Below are 13656 nucleotides of genomic sequence, written 5' to 3' on the forward strand. Positions count from 1 at the left end.
ATGTGGAGGCGTGCGTCATGGGGCGCCCGAAATCGGCGGGGCTGCCGCACCCCGCACAGCGGGGGGCTCCATCACGGTTTCCTGAAAATCCGCCATTTCTTGCCCTGTTGCATCGCGGTCCGCATCATAGACGACTGGTTCAGGGCTGAATCGAGCATCGCCGGCCATGGCCTGCCGCAGATCCGCCGCGAACTGCCGCCCGGTCTGATAACGCGCCTCTGGCCGCTTTTGCAACGACAGCGCCACCACCCTGGCCACCGCGGCTGAGAGTTCGGGGCGCAGTTGGCGCACATCGGGCGCCTCCACGCTCGCGATCTTGTGCATCAGCTCGGTCATGGACGCGCCCCGCAGCGGCAGCGTGCCCGTCAACAACTGGAAGAGGGTGATGCCCAGCGAATAAAGGTCGGAGCGCCCATCGACTTTCTTTCCCGCCAGTTGCTCCGGAGACATGAAGCTGGGTGTTCCCAGAACCAGCCCCGTACGGGTCTTGCTCGAATCCGTGATGCGGGCAATACCGAAGTCCGTCACCTTCACCGCGTCGGTACCGCTGTCAAACATGATGTTGGCGGGCTTGATATCGCGGTGCACCACATTGTGGGCATGGGCATAGTCCAGCGCATCGGCCACCCTGGCTGCAATGGAGAGCACGGAGGGGACCGGCAGCAGCCGGTCCTGGCCACAGACATGGGTCAGGTCCTGACCCTTGAGGAACTCCATGGCGATATAGGCCAAGTCATGCTCCTCACCGGCATCAAAAATGGTGACGATGTTCGGATGCTGTAATCGGCCAGCAGTTTCGGCCTCGCGGAAAAACCGTGCGCGCGCATCGATCAGGGCGTCACCTTCGAACTCCTGCCCCAAGGCCAGTGTCTTGATGGCTACGACGCGGCCGATCTTCGGATCGCGCCCCAGATACACCACTCCCATGGCGCCTTTGCCAATTTCGCGATCAATCTGGTAGCGCCCCAACATGGGCACGCCGACACTCGCATCGCCTGGCAGGCGGGGCGCTGCAGCGCCGGCACCCGGCAAAGAGTCTGTGGCGCCCTGCGGAGCTTGCGCGCCACCTTGTGCCTGAGCCTTGGCACGCTTGTAGCGGCTGCGGGCGTCCTTGTAGTGCCGGTCATGGCGCAGGATATGTTCGTAGACCGTCTGCGCCTTGCCGAAGTGGCGCTTGCGCTCGAAATCCTCCGCCAGATGGTAGAGATTGTCCAGAAGCGCGTCGCTGGCAGGTACCTTGCGCAGGCGCTCAAAGGCCATATCCAGTTGTCCCTGGCCCTGCAGGGCCAAGCCCATCATGCGGTCCGTCTCGGCGGCTTCTGCGGAACGTCCAGAGGCGTCACTCAGTCGACCACGGTGCAAAAGCACCACCACGGCAGTACCCGCCAACACAGCCAGCACTGGCAGCAACAACGGAACCCACAACCCCCCATAGCGCAGAAGGGTCCATTCGGCGATGACAACGGTGAGCACGAGCGCCGTACCGACCCCCATCCCGACGGGGCGCGCCAAACGCGGCGCCAACAGCACCAGATACACCGCCCCCAGCGCCAACACCAGCCAAGCGACCGGAGTAGCCCAGCCTGGCTCTATCACGCCCAGCCCGAGGCGAATGGATGACAAGGTTTGCGCCACAACCTCCACCGGATAGACAGCACGCCCCCCCAGCTGCGCCGCTGGGGCGCCCAGCTTCTCCGTCATTTCGCCCACCAACACGGTCTTGCCCTGCAGGCTACCGGCGGCGGTTCCATCGAGCACGCTGGCAGCCGACAGGATAGGGAAGGTACCCGCTCCATCGCCAGCCACCTGCCAGCGGGGACGCAGCACGGCGACTGCATTGGTGGCAATGTTCAACCCTCCTAGCCGCAGCCCCGCAGGCGCATCCACCACGCGGATATCACCCAATCCCAGATGCAGGCTGTGTTGCGCCGCCAGCAACGCCAGAGACGGCACCCCCACGCTGTCGTAGCGAAGAAGCAGTGGAACCTGGCGTACACGCCCATCCAGGTCAGCCTCTGCATACAAGTGCCCCACCCCAGCCGCCACCGCGCCCAACGACGGGATGGGGTGCTGCGCCGACTGCATCGGCGTTACAGCAGCACCTGGGTCGGGTAGCGTGCTGCGACGCACGTACGATGGCAGGGGCGCAGCAGCCCCGCCACTTTCATAATACGAAGCCAGGAGCACGTTGCCCGCCCGCTGTATGGAGGCTGCCAGAAGCGCATCGCCGTCGAGTACAGCTTCGGCCTCACCCACCACACGGCCGAGCTCGGCCGTCAGTGCGGTTCCCTCAGGCGCAGCGGCAAGGGTTTCGCGGATTTTTCTCAGGTAGCCCAAGCCCCTGTCGTTTTGGGGCTGCGTGAGTGGGGGGGTGTAAACAACGGTTTGTGCGCCAGCCGCTGACAGGCGGTCAACCAAGCGCGCATGGATGTCACGCGACCAGGGCCACGGCCCCAGAGCGGCCAAGCTGGCATCGTCGATGCCCACAATCACCACGTCGGCCAGCGGGGCGGGGGACGAGGTGCGGATGGCTGCGTCGTAGAGCTTGTGTTCGAGCGACAACGATGCGCCCGTGACCGCGCACAGGCCCGCTACGGCCAGTGCCACCAATCCACCCCAAAAGCCATCGGTACGCCATCCATCCATCCGCCGCGCCGAGGTTTTTCGTCCCACTTGCTGTTATTCCACTCTGTATTGGGTGGGTTTGAAGCAATAACTGCGCCCATGCAATCCAAGGGCCTCCGGACCGTTGAAAAGAGGAGATTTGGAGCGAATGGGCAGCAGGGGTGGCGTTGCGTGTCGTTCTTGTCACGCAACCCCAAGACGGGACGCCAGCGCGATGCCATTTTTGTCACTCGCTGGCCTCAAAGAGGGGTTGCACCTTCGTGCGAGCCCCTTGGGCTGCAACCCTCAGGTTGCGGATGCGCTGTTGGATCCCTTGCGCCAGAACTTGCCCACGCCCACCACCAGCGCGGCGCCCAGTGCGGCCGCTACATAGTGCAACGCTGGGTGCGCCACTGCGTAGTCATGCAAGATGGCATCGCTGGCGATGGTTTCTCCACCCACCCAGCCGATCAGCGCGGCGCCGAGCACCACGATGACAGGGAAACGCTCCATGAGCTTGATCATGAGGGTGCTGCCGAAAATCACCAGCGGGATACTGATGGCCAAGCCCAACACCAGCAGCACCACGTTGCCCTGGGCCGCAGCCGCCACAGCGATCACGTTGTCCAGGCTCATCACCAGGTCGGCAATGAGGATGGTGCGGACGGCGGCCATCAGGCTGCCATAGGTTTTGGACTCGCCCTCGTCCTCCTCGTCGTCGCTGAGCAGCTGAAAGCCGATCCACAGCAGCAGACAACCGCCCACGATCTGCAAGAACGACAGCTCTAGCAGCTTGGCAGCCACAACGGTCAGCAAAATCCGCAAGACCACGGCAGCGCCAGAGCCCCAGAACACGGCTTTCTTTTGCTGATGTGGGGGAAGGGACCGGGCTGCCAGCGCAATGACCACCGCGTTGTCACCCGACAAGATGATGTTGATCCAGACGATCTTCACCAGGCCGATCCAAAAATCGGCGCTTTGCAGAAACTCCATGACTGACTCCACTGTTATGAATGCAAGAAGCGCCCGGAACCGGGGTTCCGAGCGCTTCTCTTTTTGTAGGAGCCACTAGTCTAGCGGTCTGTGCCGCGCCCCGCGTCCGTAATTGTGCTTACGGACGGGACGGCAACAGCCCGCTTACTTCAGCTGGGCCTTGAGCAGCTTGCCCAGTTCCGAAGGGTTGCGGGTGATGATGAAGCCCGACTCTTCCATGATGGCGAGCTTGGCATCGGCCGTGTCGGCGCCGCCGGAGATCAGCGCGCCAGCGTGGCCCATGCGCTTGCCGGGAGGGGCGGTCACGCCAGCGATGAAACCGACGATAGGCTTCTTCATGTTGGCCTTGCACCACTGGGCGGCTTCGGCTTCGTCAGGACCGCCGATTTCGCCGATCATGATCACGGCATCGGTGTCTGGATCGTCGTTGAAAGCCTTCATCACGTCGATGTGCTTGAGGCCGTTGATGGGGTCGCCACCAATACCCACGGCGCTCGATTGACCCAGACCGACTTCGGTCAACATGGCCACGGCTTCGTACGTCAGCGTGCCCGAGCGGGACACCACACCGATACGGCCCTTGCGGTGGATGTGACCGGGCATGATGCCGATCTTGATTTCGTCAGGCGTGATCAGGCCAGGGCAGTTGGGGCCCAGCAGCAGCGTCTTCTTGCCACCAGCGGCTTCCTTGGCCTTCATCTTGTTGCGCACCATCAGCATGTCCTTGACCGGAATGCCTTCGGTGATGCAGATGGCCATGTCCAGATCGGCTTCGACAGCTTCCCAGATCGCGTCAGCGGCGCCTGCGGGCGGCACATAGATCACCGACACGGTGGCACCGGTCTGCTGGGCGGCTTCCTTGACGGAGGCGTAGATCGGGATATTGAAGATCGACTCGCCCGCCTTCTTGGGGTTCACGCCCGCCACGAAGCAGTTCTTGCCGTTCGCGTATTCCTGGCACTTTTCGGTGTGGAACTGGCCAGTCTTGCCCGTGATGCCCTGGGTGATGACCTTGGTGTCTTTGTTGATGTAGATCGACATGTGTGTTCTCCGGGCTTACTTGACGGCAGCAACGATCTTGGTCGCAGCTTCGGCCATGGTGTCTGCGGCAATGATGGGCAGGCCAGACTCGGCCAGCATCTTCTTGCCCAGCTCTTCGTTCGTGCCCTTCATGCGCACGACCAGCGGCACGTTCAGGTTCACGGCCTTGCAAGCGGTGATCACGCCGGTGGCGATGGTGTCGCACTTCATGATGCCGCCGAAGATGTTGACCAGAATGCCTTCGACCTTGGGGTTCTTCAGCATGATCTTGAAGGCTTCAGTCACCTTCTCGGGGGTGGCACCGCCGCCCACGTCCAAGAAGTTGGCTGGCTCGCCGCCGAACAGCTTGATGGTGTCCATGGTGGCCATGGCCAGGCCGGCGCCGTTCACCAGGCAGCCGATGTTGCCATCGAGGCTGATGTAGGCCAGGTCGAATTTGGAGGCTTCCACTTCGGCCGGATCTTCTTCGTCCAGATCGCGGAAGGCCACGATTTCTGGGTGACGGAACAGGGCGTTGGCGTCAAAGTTGAACTTTGCGTCCAGGGCCATCAGGTTGCCCTTGGAGTCGCAGTTCAGGGGGTTGATTTCCACCAGCGACGCGTCGGTTTCCATGTAGCACTTGTAGATCTTGGCGAAGATGTCTACGGCTTGGTCGATGGAAGCGCCGGTCAGGCCGATGGCAGCTGCCACCTTGCGGCTCTGCGCCTCAGTGATGCCGGTCAACGGGTCGATCATCTCGGTGACGATCTTCTCGGGTGTGGAGTGGGCCACTTCCTCGATGTCCATGCCGCCTTCGCTCGAAGCGATCAGGGCGACCTTCTGCGTGGCGCGGTCGGTGACCAGCGAGACGTACAGTTCGTTCTTGATGTCGGCGCCGTCTTCGATGTACAGGCGGCGGACCTTCTGGCCCTCAGCACCGGTCTGGTGGGTGACCAGCTGCATGCCCAGGATGTCGCTGGCGCGTGCTTTCACGTCGTCGATGGTCTTGGCAACCTTCACGCCGCCGCCCTTGCCACGGCCACCGGCGTGGATCTGGGCCTTGACAACCCACACGGGGCCGCCGAGCTTCTGGGCTGCTTCCACGGCTTCTTGCACCGTGAATGCGGGAATGCCACGCGGAACGGGCACACCAAAATTGCGCAAGATTTCCTTGCCTTGGTATTCGTGAATCTTCATGAGGTCTCTCTCAGGGAAGGGTGGTAGTTACCCGTTTACCATGAACAGATGTCTGGCCGCGGGCTTGGGACATGGCAACCCGCGACTGTATCATGCTGCAACGCACCATCCTTGTGCCTGACTTACACCCTGGGTGGGCCTGGCGGCCTTCCCGCCCCCACTTCTATCCGGCAGACGCTGCCATCTTTTTGCAGGAGCACCCTATGTCCAAAGTCTTTATTGATGGCGAAGCCGGCACCACGGGCCTGCAGATCCGCGAGCGCCTGCAGGCCATGCCGCAGATCGAACTGGTCAGCATCGCGCCCGAGCTGCGCAAGGACCCGGCCGCCAAGCGCGACCTGATCGCGGGGGTGGATCTGGTGGTGCTGTGCCTGCACGACGACGCTGCGCGCGACACGGTGGCGATGGTGGACGAGATCGAGCGCAGCTCGGGCCGCAAGGTCAAGGTGATCGATGCCAGCACGGCGCACCGCACGGCCGATGGTTGGGTGTACGGGTTTCCGGAACTCGCGGCAGCACAGACACAAGCGGTGCGCGACGCCGCCCGCGTCTCCAACCCCGGCTGCTACGCCACGGGCGCGATTGCCATGCTGCGCCCGCTGGTCGATGCGGGCCTGATCCCGGCGGACTACCCTTTGAGCCTGCCCTCGGTCTCGGGCTACTCCGGCGGCGGCCGCACCATGATCGAAGCCTACGAGGCGGGCACCGCAGCGCCGTATGAGGCCTATGCGCTGGGCCTGTCGCACAAGCACATCCCCGAAATCTTGCGCTACACCGGGCTCACACGCCGCCCGGTGTTCATCCCTGCGGTGGGCAACTTCCGCCAGGGCATGCTGGTGCAGTTGCCGCTGCACCTGGACCTGCTGCCCGGAGCCCCCAAGGCCAGCGATCTGCACGACGTGCTGGCCAGCCACTACAGCCGCACCAACACGCCGGAACAATGGGTCAGCGTGCTGCCCCCCACCGACGATTTGAAGCTGGCCGCCGACACGCTGACCGACACCAACAAGCTGGAGCTGCGCGTGTTTGCCAACGAGCAGTACCGGCAGGCCGTGGTCATCGCGCGCCTGGACAACCTGGGCAAGGGCGCCAGTGGCGCTGCAGTGCAGAACCTGCAATTGATGCTGGGCGTGTAAACACCTCAGAGCGCATCAGGAAGCGGGACCGATGCCCCGCTTGTTGGCGTGGCGGTCAGCCCTCGTCAGACGCATCGGCACCCAGCACCGCGCGCCGCGCCACATCGCCCGAGAACCCCCGCACCAGCAAAAACCGCATCTGCTTGGCGCGGGTTTGCGGATCTGCGGCGGGTTCGCCAAACTTGCGGCGCCACACCTCGCGGGCACGCTCCAGTTCGCTGCCCTGCAGCTGGGCCACCGCCTGCTGCACGGCCTCTGCGCCCAGCCCCTTGGATTGCAGCTCCTGCCGGATGCGCGATGCACCCAGACGCCCTGCGCGCCGGTGCAACACCGACTCCACCACCCTGGCCTCGCTGATGAAGTCCTTGGCCTGCAGGTCGTCCAGCACAGCCTCCAGGTCTTCGCCCTCCTGCACATGGGGCGCGAGCTTGCGCTGCAGCTCGGCGCGCGAATGCTCCCGCTGGCTCAGTAGCCGCAGTGCACGGCCTTTGAGCGAGAGCGCAGTGAATCCCATGATTGACCAAATGCTATATTTTCAATAGCTACAGACGCATATGATATGAGCGCCTGCAGGCTATTTAGCTTCAAAAACCGGAAATCACTCGTCTGCAGCCGCTGCTGGGGCCTGCAGTGCGCCAGGCAGCAGCGCAATGCCCAGGCCTTCGCGCACCTTGTTCTCGATCTCGCGGGCCAGGTCGGGGTTTTCGCGCAAAAACTCACGCGCGTTGTCACGGCCCTGGCCGATTTTTTCGCCGTTGTAGGCGTACCAGGCACCGCTCTTTTCCACGATCTTGGCCGTCACGCCCATGTCGATGATCTCGCCCTCGCGGCTGATGCCTTCACCGAACAGGATGTCGAACTCGGCCGTCTTGAAGGGCGGGCTCACCTTGTTCTTGACCACCTTGACCTTGGTCTCGTTGCCGATGGCTTCGTCGCCCTTCTTGATCGTGCCGGTGCGGCGGATGTCGAGGCGCACCGAGGCATAGAACTTGAGCGCATTGCCGCCGGTCGTCGTTTCGGGCGAGCCGAACATCACGCCGATCTTCATGCGGATCTGGTTGATGAAGATGACCATGCAGTTGGTCTTCTTGATCGTGGCGGTGAGCTTGCGCAGCGCCTGGCTCATCAGGCGGGCTTGCAGGCCGGGCAGGGCGTCGCCCATCTCGCCTTCGATTTCGGCCTTGGGCGTGAGCGCAGCCACCGAGTCCACCACGATCAGGTCCACGGCGCCGGAGCGCACCAGGCTGTCCACGATTTCCAGCGCCTGCTCGCCGGTGTCAGGCTGGCTGATCAGCAGGTCGGACAGCTGCACACCCAGCTTCTGGGCGTACTGCACATCCAGAGCGTGCTCTGCGTCGACAAACGCGCAGGTGCCGCCCTGTTTTTGCATCTCGGCAATCACCTGCAGCGTGAGCGTGGTCTTGCCCGACGATTCCGGGCCATAGATTTCGACCACACGGCCACGGGGCAGGCCACCCACGCCCAGCGCAATGTCCAGGCCCAGCGAGCCGGTGGAGACGACCTGGATGTCCTCGATCACCTCGCCTTCACCCAGGCGCATGATCGTGCCCTTGCCGAATTGCTTCTCGATCTGGGCGAGCGCGGCGGCCAGGGCCTTGGCCTTTTCCGTGTTCACGGGCAATGCGGGGTTGGTGCCTTTGACTGCGACGTCCATGAGAAACTCCTTGAAAAACAACAGGTTGGATGCTTGCACCGCTCTGCGGTTAATCACAGGCTGGATGCTTGAACAGTAGTTTATGCGAGCAATGAAATCCAGATAAAGCGATTTTTAGTCAGTTTGCCTGACAATATCGCATGGCCGATTTTTCTCCAGCCGCCCCCCTTGCCACGCCCGCCCCGGGGCCTGATGACCGCTGGCGCCAGACCCACCTGGGCCGCCTGATGGGCAGCGCCCTGCGCCGCTTCGACGCGCGGGTGCTACAGCTCATGGCGCGCAATGTGGAGGTGCCGCTGGCGCTGTCCAACCTGGCGGCACGCGACCAGGTGACGGCTGCACACGTGCACATCACCCGACACCTGGCCTTGCAGGGCGACCGGCTGACCGACCTGGCCCAGCGCGCGGGCATGACCAAGCAGGCCATGGCCAACCTGGTGGACCAGTGCGAGGCTTGGGGGCTGGTCACGCGCGAGGCCGACCCGCTGGATGCGCGGGCGCGCCGCGTGTGCTTCACGCCCACCGGCCTGGCGTGGCTGCAAGCGTTCCGGGACGCCGTGGCGCAGGCCGAGGCGGAGTTCCGCGCCGAGGTGGGCCATGACGTGGCCACCGTGGTGGCAATCGGGCTGGAGGCCTATGCGGGCGGCGAAACGGGCGTCTAAGAACTGGTTCTAAGCCCCCACCGGCTCGGCGCACGCCAGCAACCATTCCTTGAAGCACTGCAGCGCGTGCAGCTGCGTGCGGCCCTCGGGGTAGCAGAACCAGTAGCCCACATCACTCCGGTAACCGCCGCGCAGGTCGGCGTCGGGCAGGGGCTCGCGCACCAGGCCTGCCGTGATTTCATCCTGCACCAGGCAGCGCGGCACCAGCGCCAGGCCCATGCCCGCCATCACGGCACGGATCATGGTCTGGAACTGGTCGAACTGTGGCCCGGCCAGCGGATCGATGAGGCCCTCCACCCCGTGCGTCCCGCTCCAGCGCAACCACGCCTCGGGCACGGTCACGTGGCGCAGCAGCGTGTAGCGGGCCACATCGCGCGGTGTGTGGATGGCCCAGTCGGCCACCTTGGTGCGGGGGGCGATCAGCGCCACCTCGTTGCCCGTGATGTGGTGGGCGTGCGCGCCGGGCCAGTGGCCGTCGCCGAACAGGATGGCGCAGTCCAGCTCGGGGCGGGTGAAGTCGTAGCTGTGCACATAGGGCACAAAGTGCAGCGTGATTTGCGGGTGCTGCTGCTGGAACTGCGGCAGGCGTGGGATGAGCCATTTGGCCGCAAACGTGGGCAGGCTGGACAGGTGCAGCGCCCCCCCACCGTCATCGCTGGTGATCAGCTCCAGCGTGGCGGCCTCCAGCTGCGCCAGCACGCCACGCACCGCCTTTTCGTAGCGCTCGCCGGCGGGGGTGAGCGCCAGGCGCTTGCGGCTGCGCTCGAACAGCGGCACGCCCACCCAGGTCTCCAGTTCCTTGACCTGTTTGCTGACCGCACTTTGGGTGAGGTGCAGGGCCTCGGCCGCGCGGGACACCCCGCCGAACCGCGTCACCGTGGAAAAAGCCCGCAGCAGGTGAACGGGTGGCGAGAGGCGGCGAAGAGATGACATAGTAAGTAATCAAATCATTCCAAACAGGAATGTTATCAGGCATATCCATTGCTTGGTAGAGCGCATTGAATCCTTTAACCTCAATGCAACTCACAGGAGAAATGCCCATGCAACGCCGTCACTTGCTCTCAGCACTGGCCGCCGTATCTTTCGCTCCCGGAATGTCTTTGGCGCAAGAGGGCAAGCCCCTGCGCATCATCGTTCCGTTCCCGCCCGGGGGCGCCACGGACATCACGGCCCGCAGCCTGCAAGAGTCGCTGGCGCGCATCCTCAAGCAGCCCGTGGTGCTGGAAAACCGGGGCGGCGCAGGCGGCTCCATCGGCATGGCCGAAGTCGCCCGCGCGCCCGCAGACGGCCTCACCCTGGGCGTGGCCACGCTGTCCACCCATGGCGTGAACCCCGCCGTGTACACCAAGCTGCCCTACCACCCGACCAAGGACTTCATCGGCGTGACCGAGATCGTCAAGGCCCCGGGCGTCATCGTGATCAACCCGGCCGTGGTGCCTGTCAAGGACTTTGCGGAGCTGGTGAAGTACCTCAAGGCCAACCCCGGCAAGGTGTCTTACGCCACCCCCGGCAACGGCACCATCGGCCACATGTGGGGCGAGCTGTTCAAGAGCAGCACCGGCACCTCCATGGTGCACATCCCCTACCGTGGTGCAGGCCCGGCCATCAACGACGTGCTGGCGGGCCAGGTGGCGGTGTACTTTGACCAGGTGGCTTCGTCGCTCCCGCACGTCAAATCGGGCAAGCTCAAGGCGCTGGCGGTGTCGTGGCCCGAGCGGCTGGATGTGTTGCCCGATGTGCCCACCTACGCCGAACTGGGCTACAAGCAGGCCAACGAGCCTTCATGGTTTGGTCTGGTGGCCCCTGCGGGCACGCCCCCAGCGGCGGCAGAGCGCATCCAGCAAGCCGTCGCCCAGGCCCTGAAGGAGCCCGCCGTGCGCGAGCGCCTGGCAGGCCAGGGCCTCTACCCCTCGGGCACCACACCCAAGGAATTCACGGCCCAGATCGCCAGCGAGATCGACAAGATGAAGCGCGTGGCGGCCTACGCCAAGGTGGTGCTCGACTGACCTGATTTCCCCGGGCCCTGGGCCCGGGGACGGCCACAGCTGGGATGGTGAGACAACGCAGGCAAGCCTGCTTCCCGGGCCTGCTCAAGGTCTCAGGGATAACCATAGTCACATCCCGGTCTGGGCGGCTAGGCCAGCCGCCCTCCTTTGCGCACACTCTGCCTATGCATGCAGCCTTGAAACTGATCCACCACCGCTTCCAGCAAGCCCAGCCCGGCGTCACCGGCTCGCCGGGGCTTGCCACACAACCCTCCAGGACCGCCACCGTCACTGTGGTGCCCGGCAGCACACCGCTGGTCCTCGACTCCCCCCACAGCGGCACCCGGTACCCCGACGACTTTGGTTCCGCACTCGACCTGGCCACGCTACGCCGGGCCGAAGACACCCACGTCGAAAAGATCTACGCCTTTGCCCCCGCGCTCGGCGTGGCCTGGGTCGAGGCCCACTTCCCTCGCATCTACCTGGACGCCAACCGCGATACGACCGAGCTGGACACCAGCCTGCTCGATGGCGACTGGCCCGACCCCATCTCCACCGACCCCAAGGTGCTCAGCAAGGTGCGCCTGGGCAAGGGACTGATCTGGAAGTTCACCGACCAGGGCGAACCCATCTACCAGCGCCAGCTCACTGTGGCCGAGGTGCGTGCGCGCATCGACCGCTGCTGGCGCCCGTACCACGCCGCCGTGGCCCAGGCCATCGATGCTGCCCATGCGCGCCACGGCTACAGCATCCACCTCAACTGCCACTCCATGCCCGCCGTGGCCGGGCGCTTTGCCACCGAGTTTCCGGGGCTGGAGCATGCCGACTTTGTGGTGGGCGACCGCGATGGCACCACCGCCAGCCCTGCGCTGTCGGCACTGATCTGCGAGCACCTGCGCGCGTGCGGCTACAGCGTCGAATACAACCACCCCTACAAGGGCGTGGAGCTGGTGCGCCGCTACGGCAACCCCGCGCAGCGCCGCCACAGCATCCAGGTCGAGATCAACCGCAAGCTCTACATGGACGAGCAGACGCTCGCGCAGATGCCCGAGGGCATGGCGCGGCTGCAGGCCGACCTGAAAGCCCTGGTGCAAAGGCTGCTGGCACACGATCCGCGCTGAACACCCGGCGCAGGCCCGGCAGATTCAGGCCACCAGCGTGGAGACCCCTTCGTAGAGCAGGCCCATGCTCTCTGCCGTGGCGATGTTGCTGTGGGCCAGGCCCGCGCGCGAACCATCGAGTGCGACCACCGACAGCGCCTGAAAGCCCGCATCCTGGCCGTTGTGCAGCAGCCAGCCCGTGCCGTGCGCCGCATGCACCAGCCAACCCAGGCCATAGCGGCCTGCGGAGGCGTGCCCCAGGTCCTGCAGGCCCTTCACATAGCTGCGGGGCAAGGGGGTGGCTTCGCCGCGCAATGCCCGCAGATGCCACTGCAGCCACCGTGCGTCCTCCTCCACCGTCAGGCTCACGGCGCCTGCCGGGTCCAGGACCTCCAGCCACACACGTTCCGGCGCCTCGGCCAGCGGCAGGGGCTGCAGCCGCCCGTCCAGGATTTCATGCCCGGCGGGCTGCTGGCTGCCCGCACGCATCGGCTCTCCCACAAAGAGCGAAAGACCCAGGGGCTGGGCCACGCGCTGGCGCAGCAGATCCGCCCACCCCAGGCCCGTGGCCGCGCGCAGCATGCGGGCCGCCAGCGCATAGCCTGCATTGGAGTAGGCAAAGCCCGGGTCTGCGCCCGTGCCGCGAACGGGCGGCTGGCGCAGCAGCCACTGCAGGAAGAACGCCTCCGCCTCCGCAGGTTGCTGCCAGCGCGCCAGCACCTCGGGGCCCACTGCATTCACGAACAGGTCCACGTCTTCGATGGCTGAAAAACCCATCACCCCGGCGCGGTGGTCCAGCAGGTCGCGCAGCGTGATCTGCTGGTAGGCGAGCAGGGCGCTCCGTGCCAGCTCGGGCAAGGTCTGGGCCAGCGTGCTGTCCCAGCGCAGCAGGCCCTGGTCCACCACACTCGCGGCCGCGCAGGCCGTCATGGCCTTGGTGTTGGAGCCGATGGCCATCAGGTCGCCCGTGGCCAGGGGCGTATTGCCCCCCAGGCGGCGCAGCCCCGCGACGGCTGTGCGGATCTGGCGCAGGTCCGCCCACCCGGCTGCTGCGCCCACCACGCCCTGCTTCACCAGCCCTTGGGCCAGAGTCTGCACCCGCTTGTGGGCTTCCCGGGGGCCGTCGTCGTCGCCACCGCCGCAGGCGGTGAGCACGCCGCCCAGCGTGGACAGGCCTGCAGCGGCCAGCCAGTGGCGGCGCGAGAGGAGGAGGGCGCTGCGCACCGTGGACGGGGTAACAGGGCGGGTACGGTTCATGGCATCTCGTGAAGTGAAGAAGATGCC

12 protein-coding genes are annotated in these 13656 nt (G+C 65.0%); 4 read left to right on the top strand and 8 right to left on the bottom strand.

All coding sequences use genetic code 11. From position 1 onward, the window contains the following. Positions 1-15 precede the first annotated feature (15 nt). The 4 genes from C8C95_RS08830 to sucC all read right to left on the bottom strand — a co-directional run bounded on the left by C8C95_RS08830 (position 16) and on the right by sucC (position 5814). The gene (locus C8C95_RS08830) at positions 16-2646 is read right to left on the bottom strand and encodes a serine/threonine-protein kinase (RefSeq protein ID WP_243415656.1); all 2631 of its coding nucleotides are present in this window, start codon (positions 2644-2646) and stop codon (positions 16-18) included. Between the two features lie 264 nt (positions 2647-2910). Continuing rightward, the gene (locus C8C95_RS08835; protein WP_056056608.1) at positions 2911-3597 is read right to left on the bottom strand and encodes a TerC family protein; all 687 of its coding nucleotides are present in this window, start codon (positions 3595-3597) and stop codon (positions 2911-2913) included. Positions 3598-3741: 144 nt separating this feature from the next. Further along, entirely contained in the window at positions 3742-4638 is an 897-nt protein-coding gene (gene sucD, locus C8C95_RS08840; RefSeq protein WP_056056609.1) for a succinate--CoA ligase subunit alpha, read from the bottom strand. 15 nt (positions 4639-4653) lie between these two features. Beyond that, positions 4654-5814: an ADP-forming succinate--CoA ligase subunit beta gene (gene sucC / locus C8C95_RS08845; RefSeq protein ID WP_116748328.1), complete on the bottom strand. Its 1161-nt coding sequence runs from the start codon at positions 5812-5814 to the stop codon at positions 4654-4656. Between the two features lie 203 nt (positions 5815-6017). On the opposite strand from sucC, the gene argC reads away from it, so the two are divergent. Continuing rightward, positions 6018-6950: an N-acetyl-gamma-glutamyl-phosphate reductase gene (gene argC / locus C8C95_RS08850; RefSeq protein ID WP_116748329.1), complete on the top strand. Its 933-nt coding sequence runs from the start codon at positions 6018-6020 to the stop codon at positions 6948-6950. A gap of 55 nt (positions 6951-7005) precedes the next feature. On the opposite strand, the gene recX is transcribed toward argC, so the two are convergent. Next, positions 7006-7464 carry a recombination regulator RecX gene (gene recX, locus C8C95_RS08855; protein WP_116748330.1) on the bottom strand — a complete coding sequence of 153 codons (459 nt, stop codon included), beginning with the start codon at positions 7462-7464 and terminating at the stop codon, positions 7006-7008. Positions 7465-7548: 84 nt separating this feature from the next. After that, positions 7549-8625 carry a recombinase RecA gene (gene recA, locus C8C95_RS08860; RefSeq protein WP_056057577.1) on the bottom strand — a complete coding sequence of 359 codons (1077 nt, stop codon included), beginning with the start codon at positions 8623-8625 and terminating at the stop codon, positions 7549-7551. 140 nt (positions 8626-8765) lie between these two features. Here recA and C8C95_RS08865 point away from each other — a divergent pair, with 140 nt between their 5' ends. Beyond that, on the top strand, positions 8766-9287 hold the full coding sequence (locus C8C95_RS08865; protein WP_116748331.1) for a MarR family winged helix-turn-helix transcriptional regulator: 522 nt from the start codon (positions 8766-8768) through the stop codon (positions 9285-9287). 9 nt (positions 9288-9296) lie between these two features. Here the strand turns inward: C8C95_RS08865 and C8C95_RS08870 are convergent, their stop codons facing one another. Next, a complete protein-coding gene (locus C8C95_RS08870; protein ID WP_116748332.1) occupies positions 9297-10220 on the bottom strand; it encodes a LysR substrate-binding domain-containing protein in 924 nt (307 codons plus the stop codon). A 107-nt stretch (positions 10221-10327) separates the two neighbouring features. Between C8C95_RS08870 and C8C95_RS08875 the strand changes: the two genes are divergently transcribed. Together C8C95_RS08875 and C8C95_RS08880 are read left to right on the top strand one after the other, a co-directional pair. Then, entirely contained in the window at positions 10328-11293 is a 966-nt protein-coding gene (locus C8C95_RS08875; protein WP_056057580.1) for a tripartite tricarboxylate transporter substrate binding protein BugE, read from the top strand. 164 nt (positions 11294-11457) lie between these two features. Then, on the top strand, positions 11458-12393 hold the full coding sequence (locus tag C8C95_RS08880) for an N-formylglutamate amidohydrolase (RefSeq protein WP_116748333.1): 936 nt from the start codon (positions 11458-11460) through the stop codon (positions 12391-12393). Positions 12394-12417: 24 nt separating this feature from the next. Here C8C95_RS08880 and C8C95_RS08885 read toward each other — a convergent pair whose 3' ends face one another. Beyond that, on the bottom strand, positions 12418-13629 hold the full coding sequence (locus tag C8C95_RS08885; RefSeq protein WP_116748334.1) for a serine hydrolase domain-containing protein: 1212 nt from the start codon (positions 13627-13629) through the stop codon (positions 12418-12420). Positions 13630-13656: the final 27 nt, after the last annotated feature.

Source organism: Acidovorax sp. 99 (genome assembly GCF_003096455.1).
GTDB classification, from domain to species: Bacteria; Pseudomonadota; Gammaproteobacteria; order Burkholderiales; family Burkholderiaceae_C; genus Acidovorax; species Acidovorax delafieldii.

Excerpts from the sequence above, each read along its gene's own strand:
- C8C95_RS08830 (WP_243415656.1), bottom strand. The coding sequence starts at position 2,646 with ATGGATGGATGGCGTACCGATGGCTTTTGGGGTGGATTGGTGGCACTG.
- C8C95_RS08835 (WP_056056608.1), bottom strand. The coding sequence starts at position 3,597 with ATGGAGTTTCTGCAAAGCGCCGATTTTTGGATCGGCCTGGTGAAGATC.
- sucD (WP_056056609.1), bottom strand. The coding sequence starts at position 4,638 with ATGTCGATCTACATCAACAAAGACACCAAGGTCATCACCCAGGGCATC.
- sucC (WP_116748328.1), bottom strand. The coding sequence starts at position 5,814 with ATGAAGATTCACGAATACCAAGGCAAGGAAATCTTGCGCAATTTTGGT.
- argC (WP_116748329.1), top strand. The coding sequence starts at position 6,018 with ATGTCCAAAGTCTTTATTGATGGCGAAGCCGGCACCACGGGCCTGCAG.
- recX (WP_116748330.1), bottom strand. The coding sequence starts at position 7,464 with ATGGGATTCACTGCGCTCTCGCTCAAAGGCCGTGCACTGCGGCTACTG.
- recA (WP_056057577.1), bottom strand. The coding sequence starts at position 8,625 with ATGGACGTCGCAGTCAAAGGCACCAACCCCGCATTGCCCGTGAACACG.
- C8C95_RS08865 (WP_116748331.1), top strand. The coding sequence starts at position 8,766 with ATGGCCGATTTTTCTCCAGCCGCCCCCCTTGCCACGCCCGCCCCGGGG.
- C8C95_RS08870 (WP_116748332.1), bottom strand. The coding sequence starts at position 10,220 with ATGTCATCTCTTCGCCGCCTCTCGCCACCCGTTCACCTGCTGCGGGCT.
- C8C95_RS08875 (WP_056057580.1), top strand. The coding sequence starts at position 10,328 with ATGCAACGCCGTCACTTGCTCTCAGCACTGGCCGCCGTATCTTTCGCT.
- C8C95_RS08880 (WP_116748333.1), top strand. The coding sequence starts at position 11,458 with ATGCATGCAGCCTTGAAACTGATCCACCACCGCTTCCAGCAAGCCCAG.
- C8C95_RS08885 (WP_116748334.1), bottom strand. The coding sequence starts at position 13,629 with ATGAACCGTACCCGCCCTGTTACCCCGTCCACGGTGCGCAGCGCCCTC.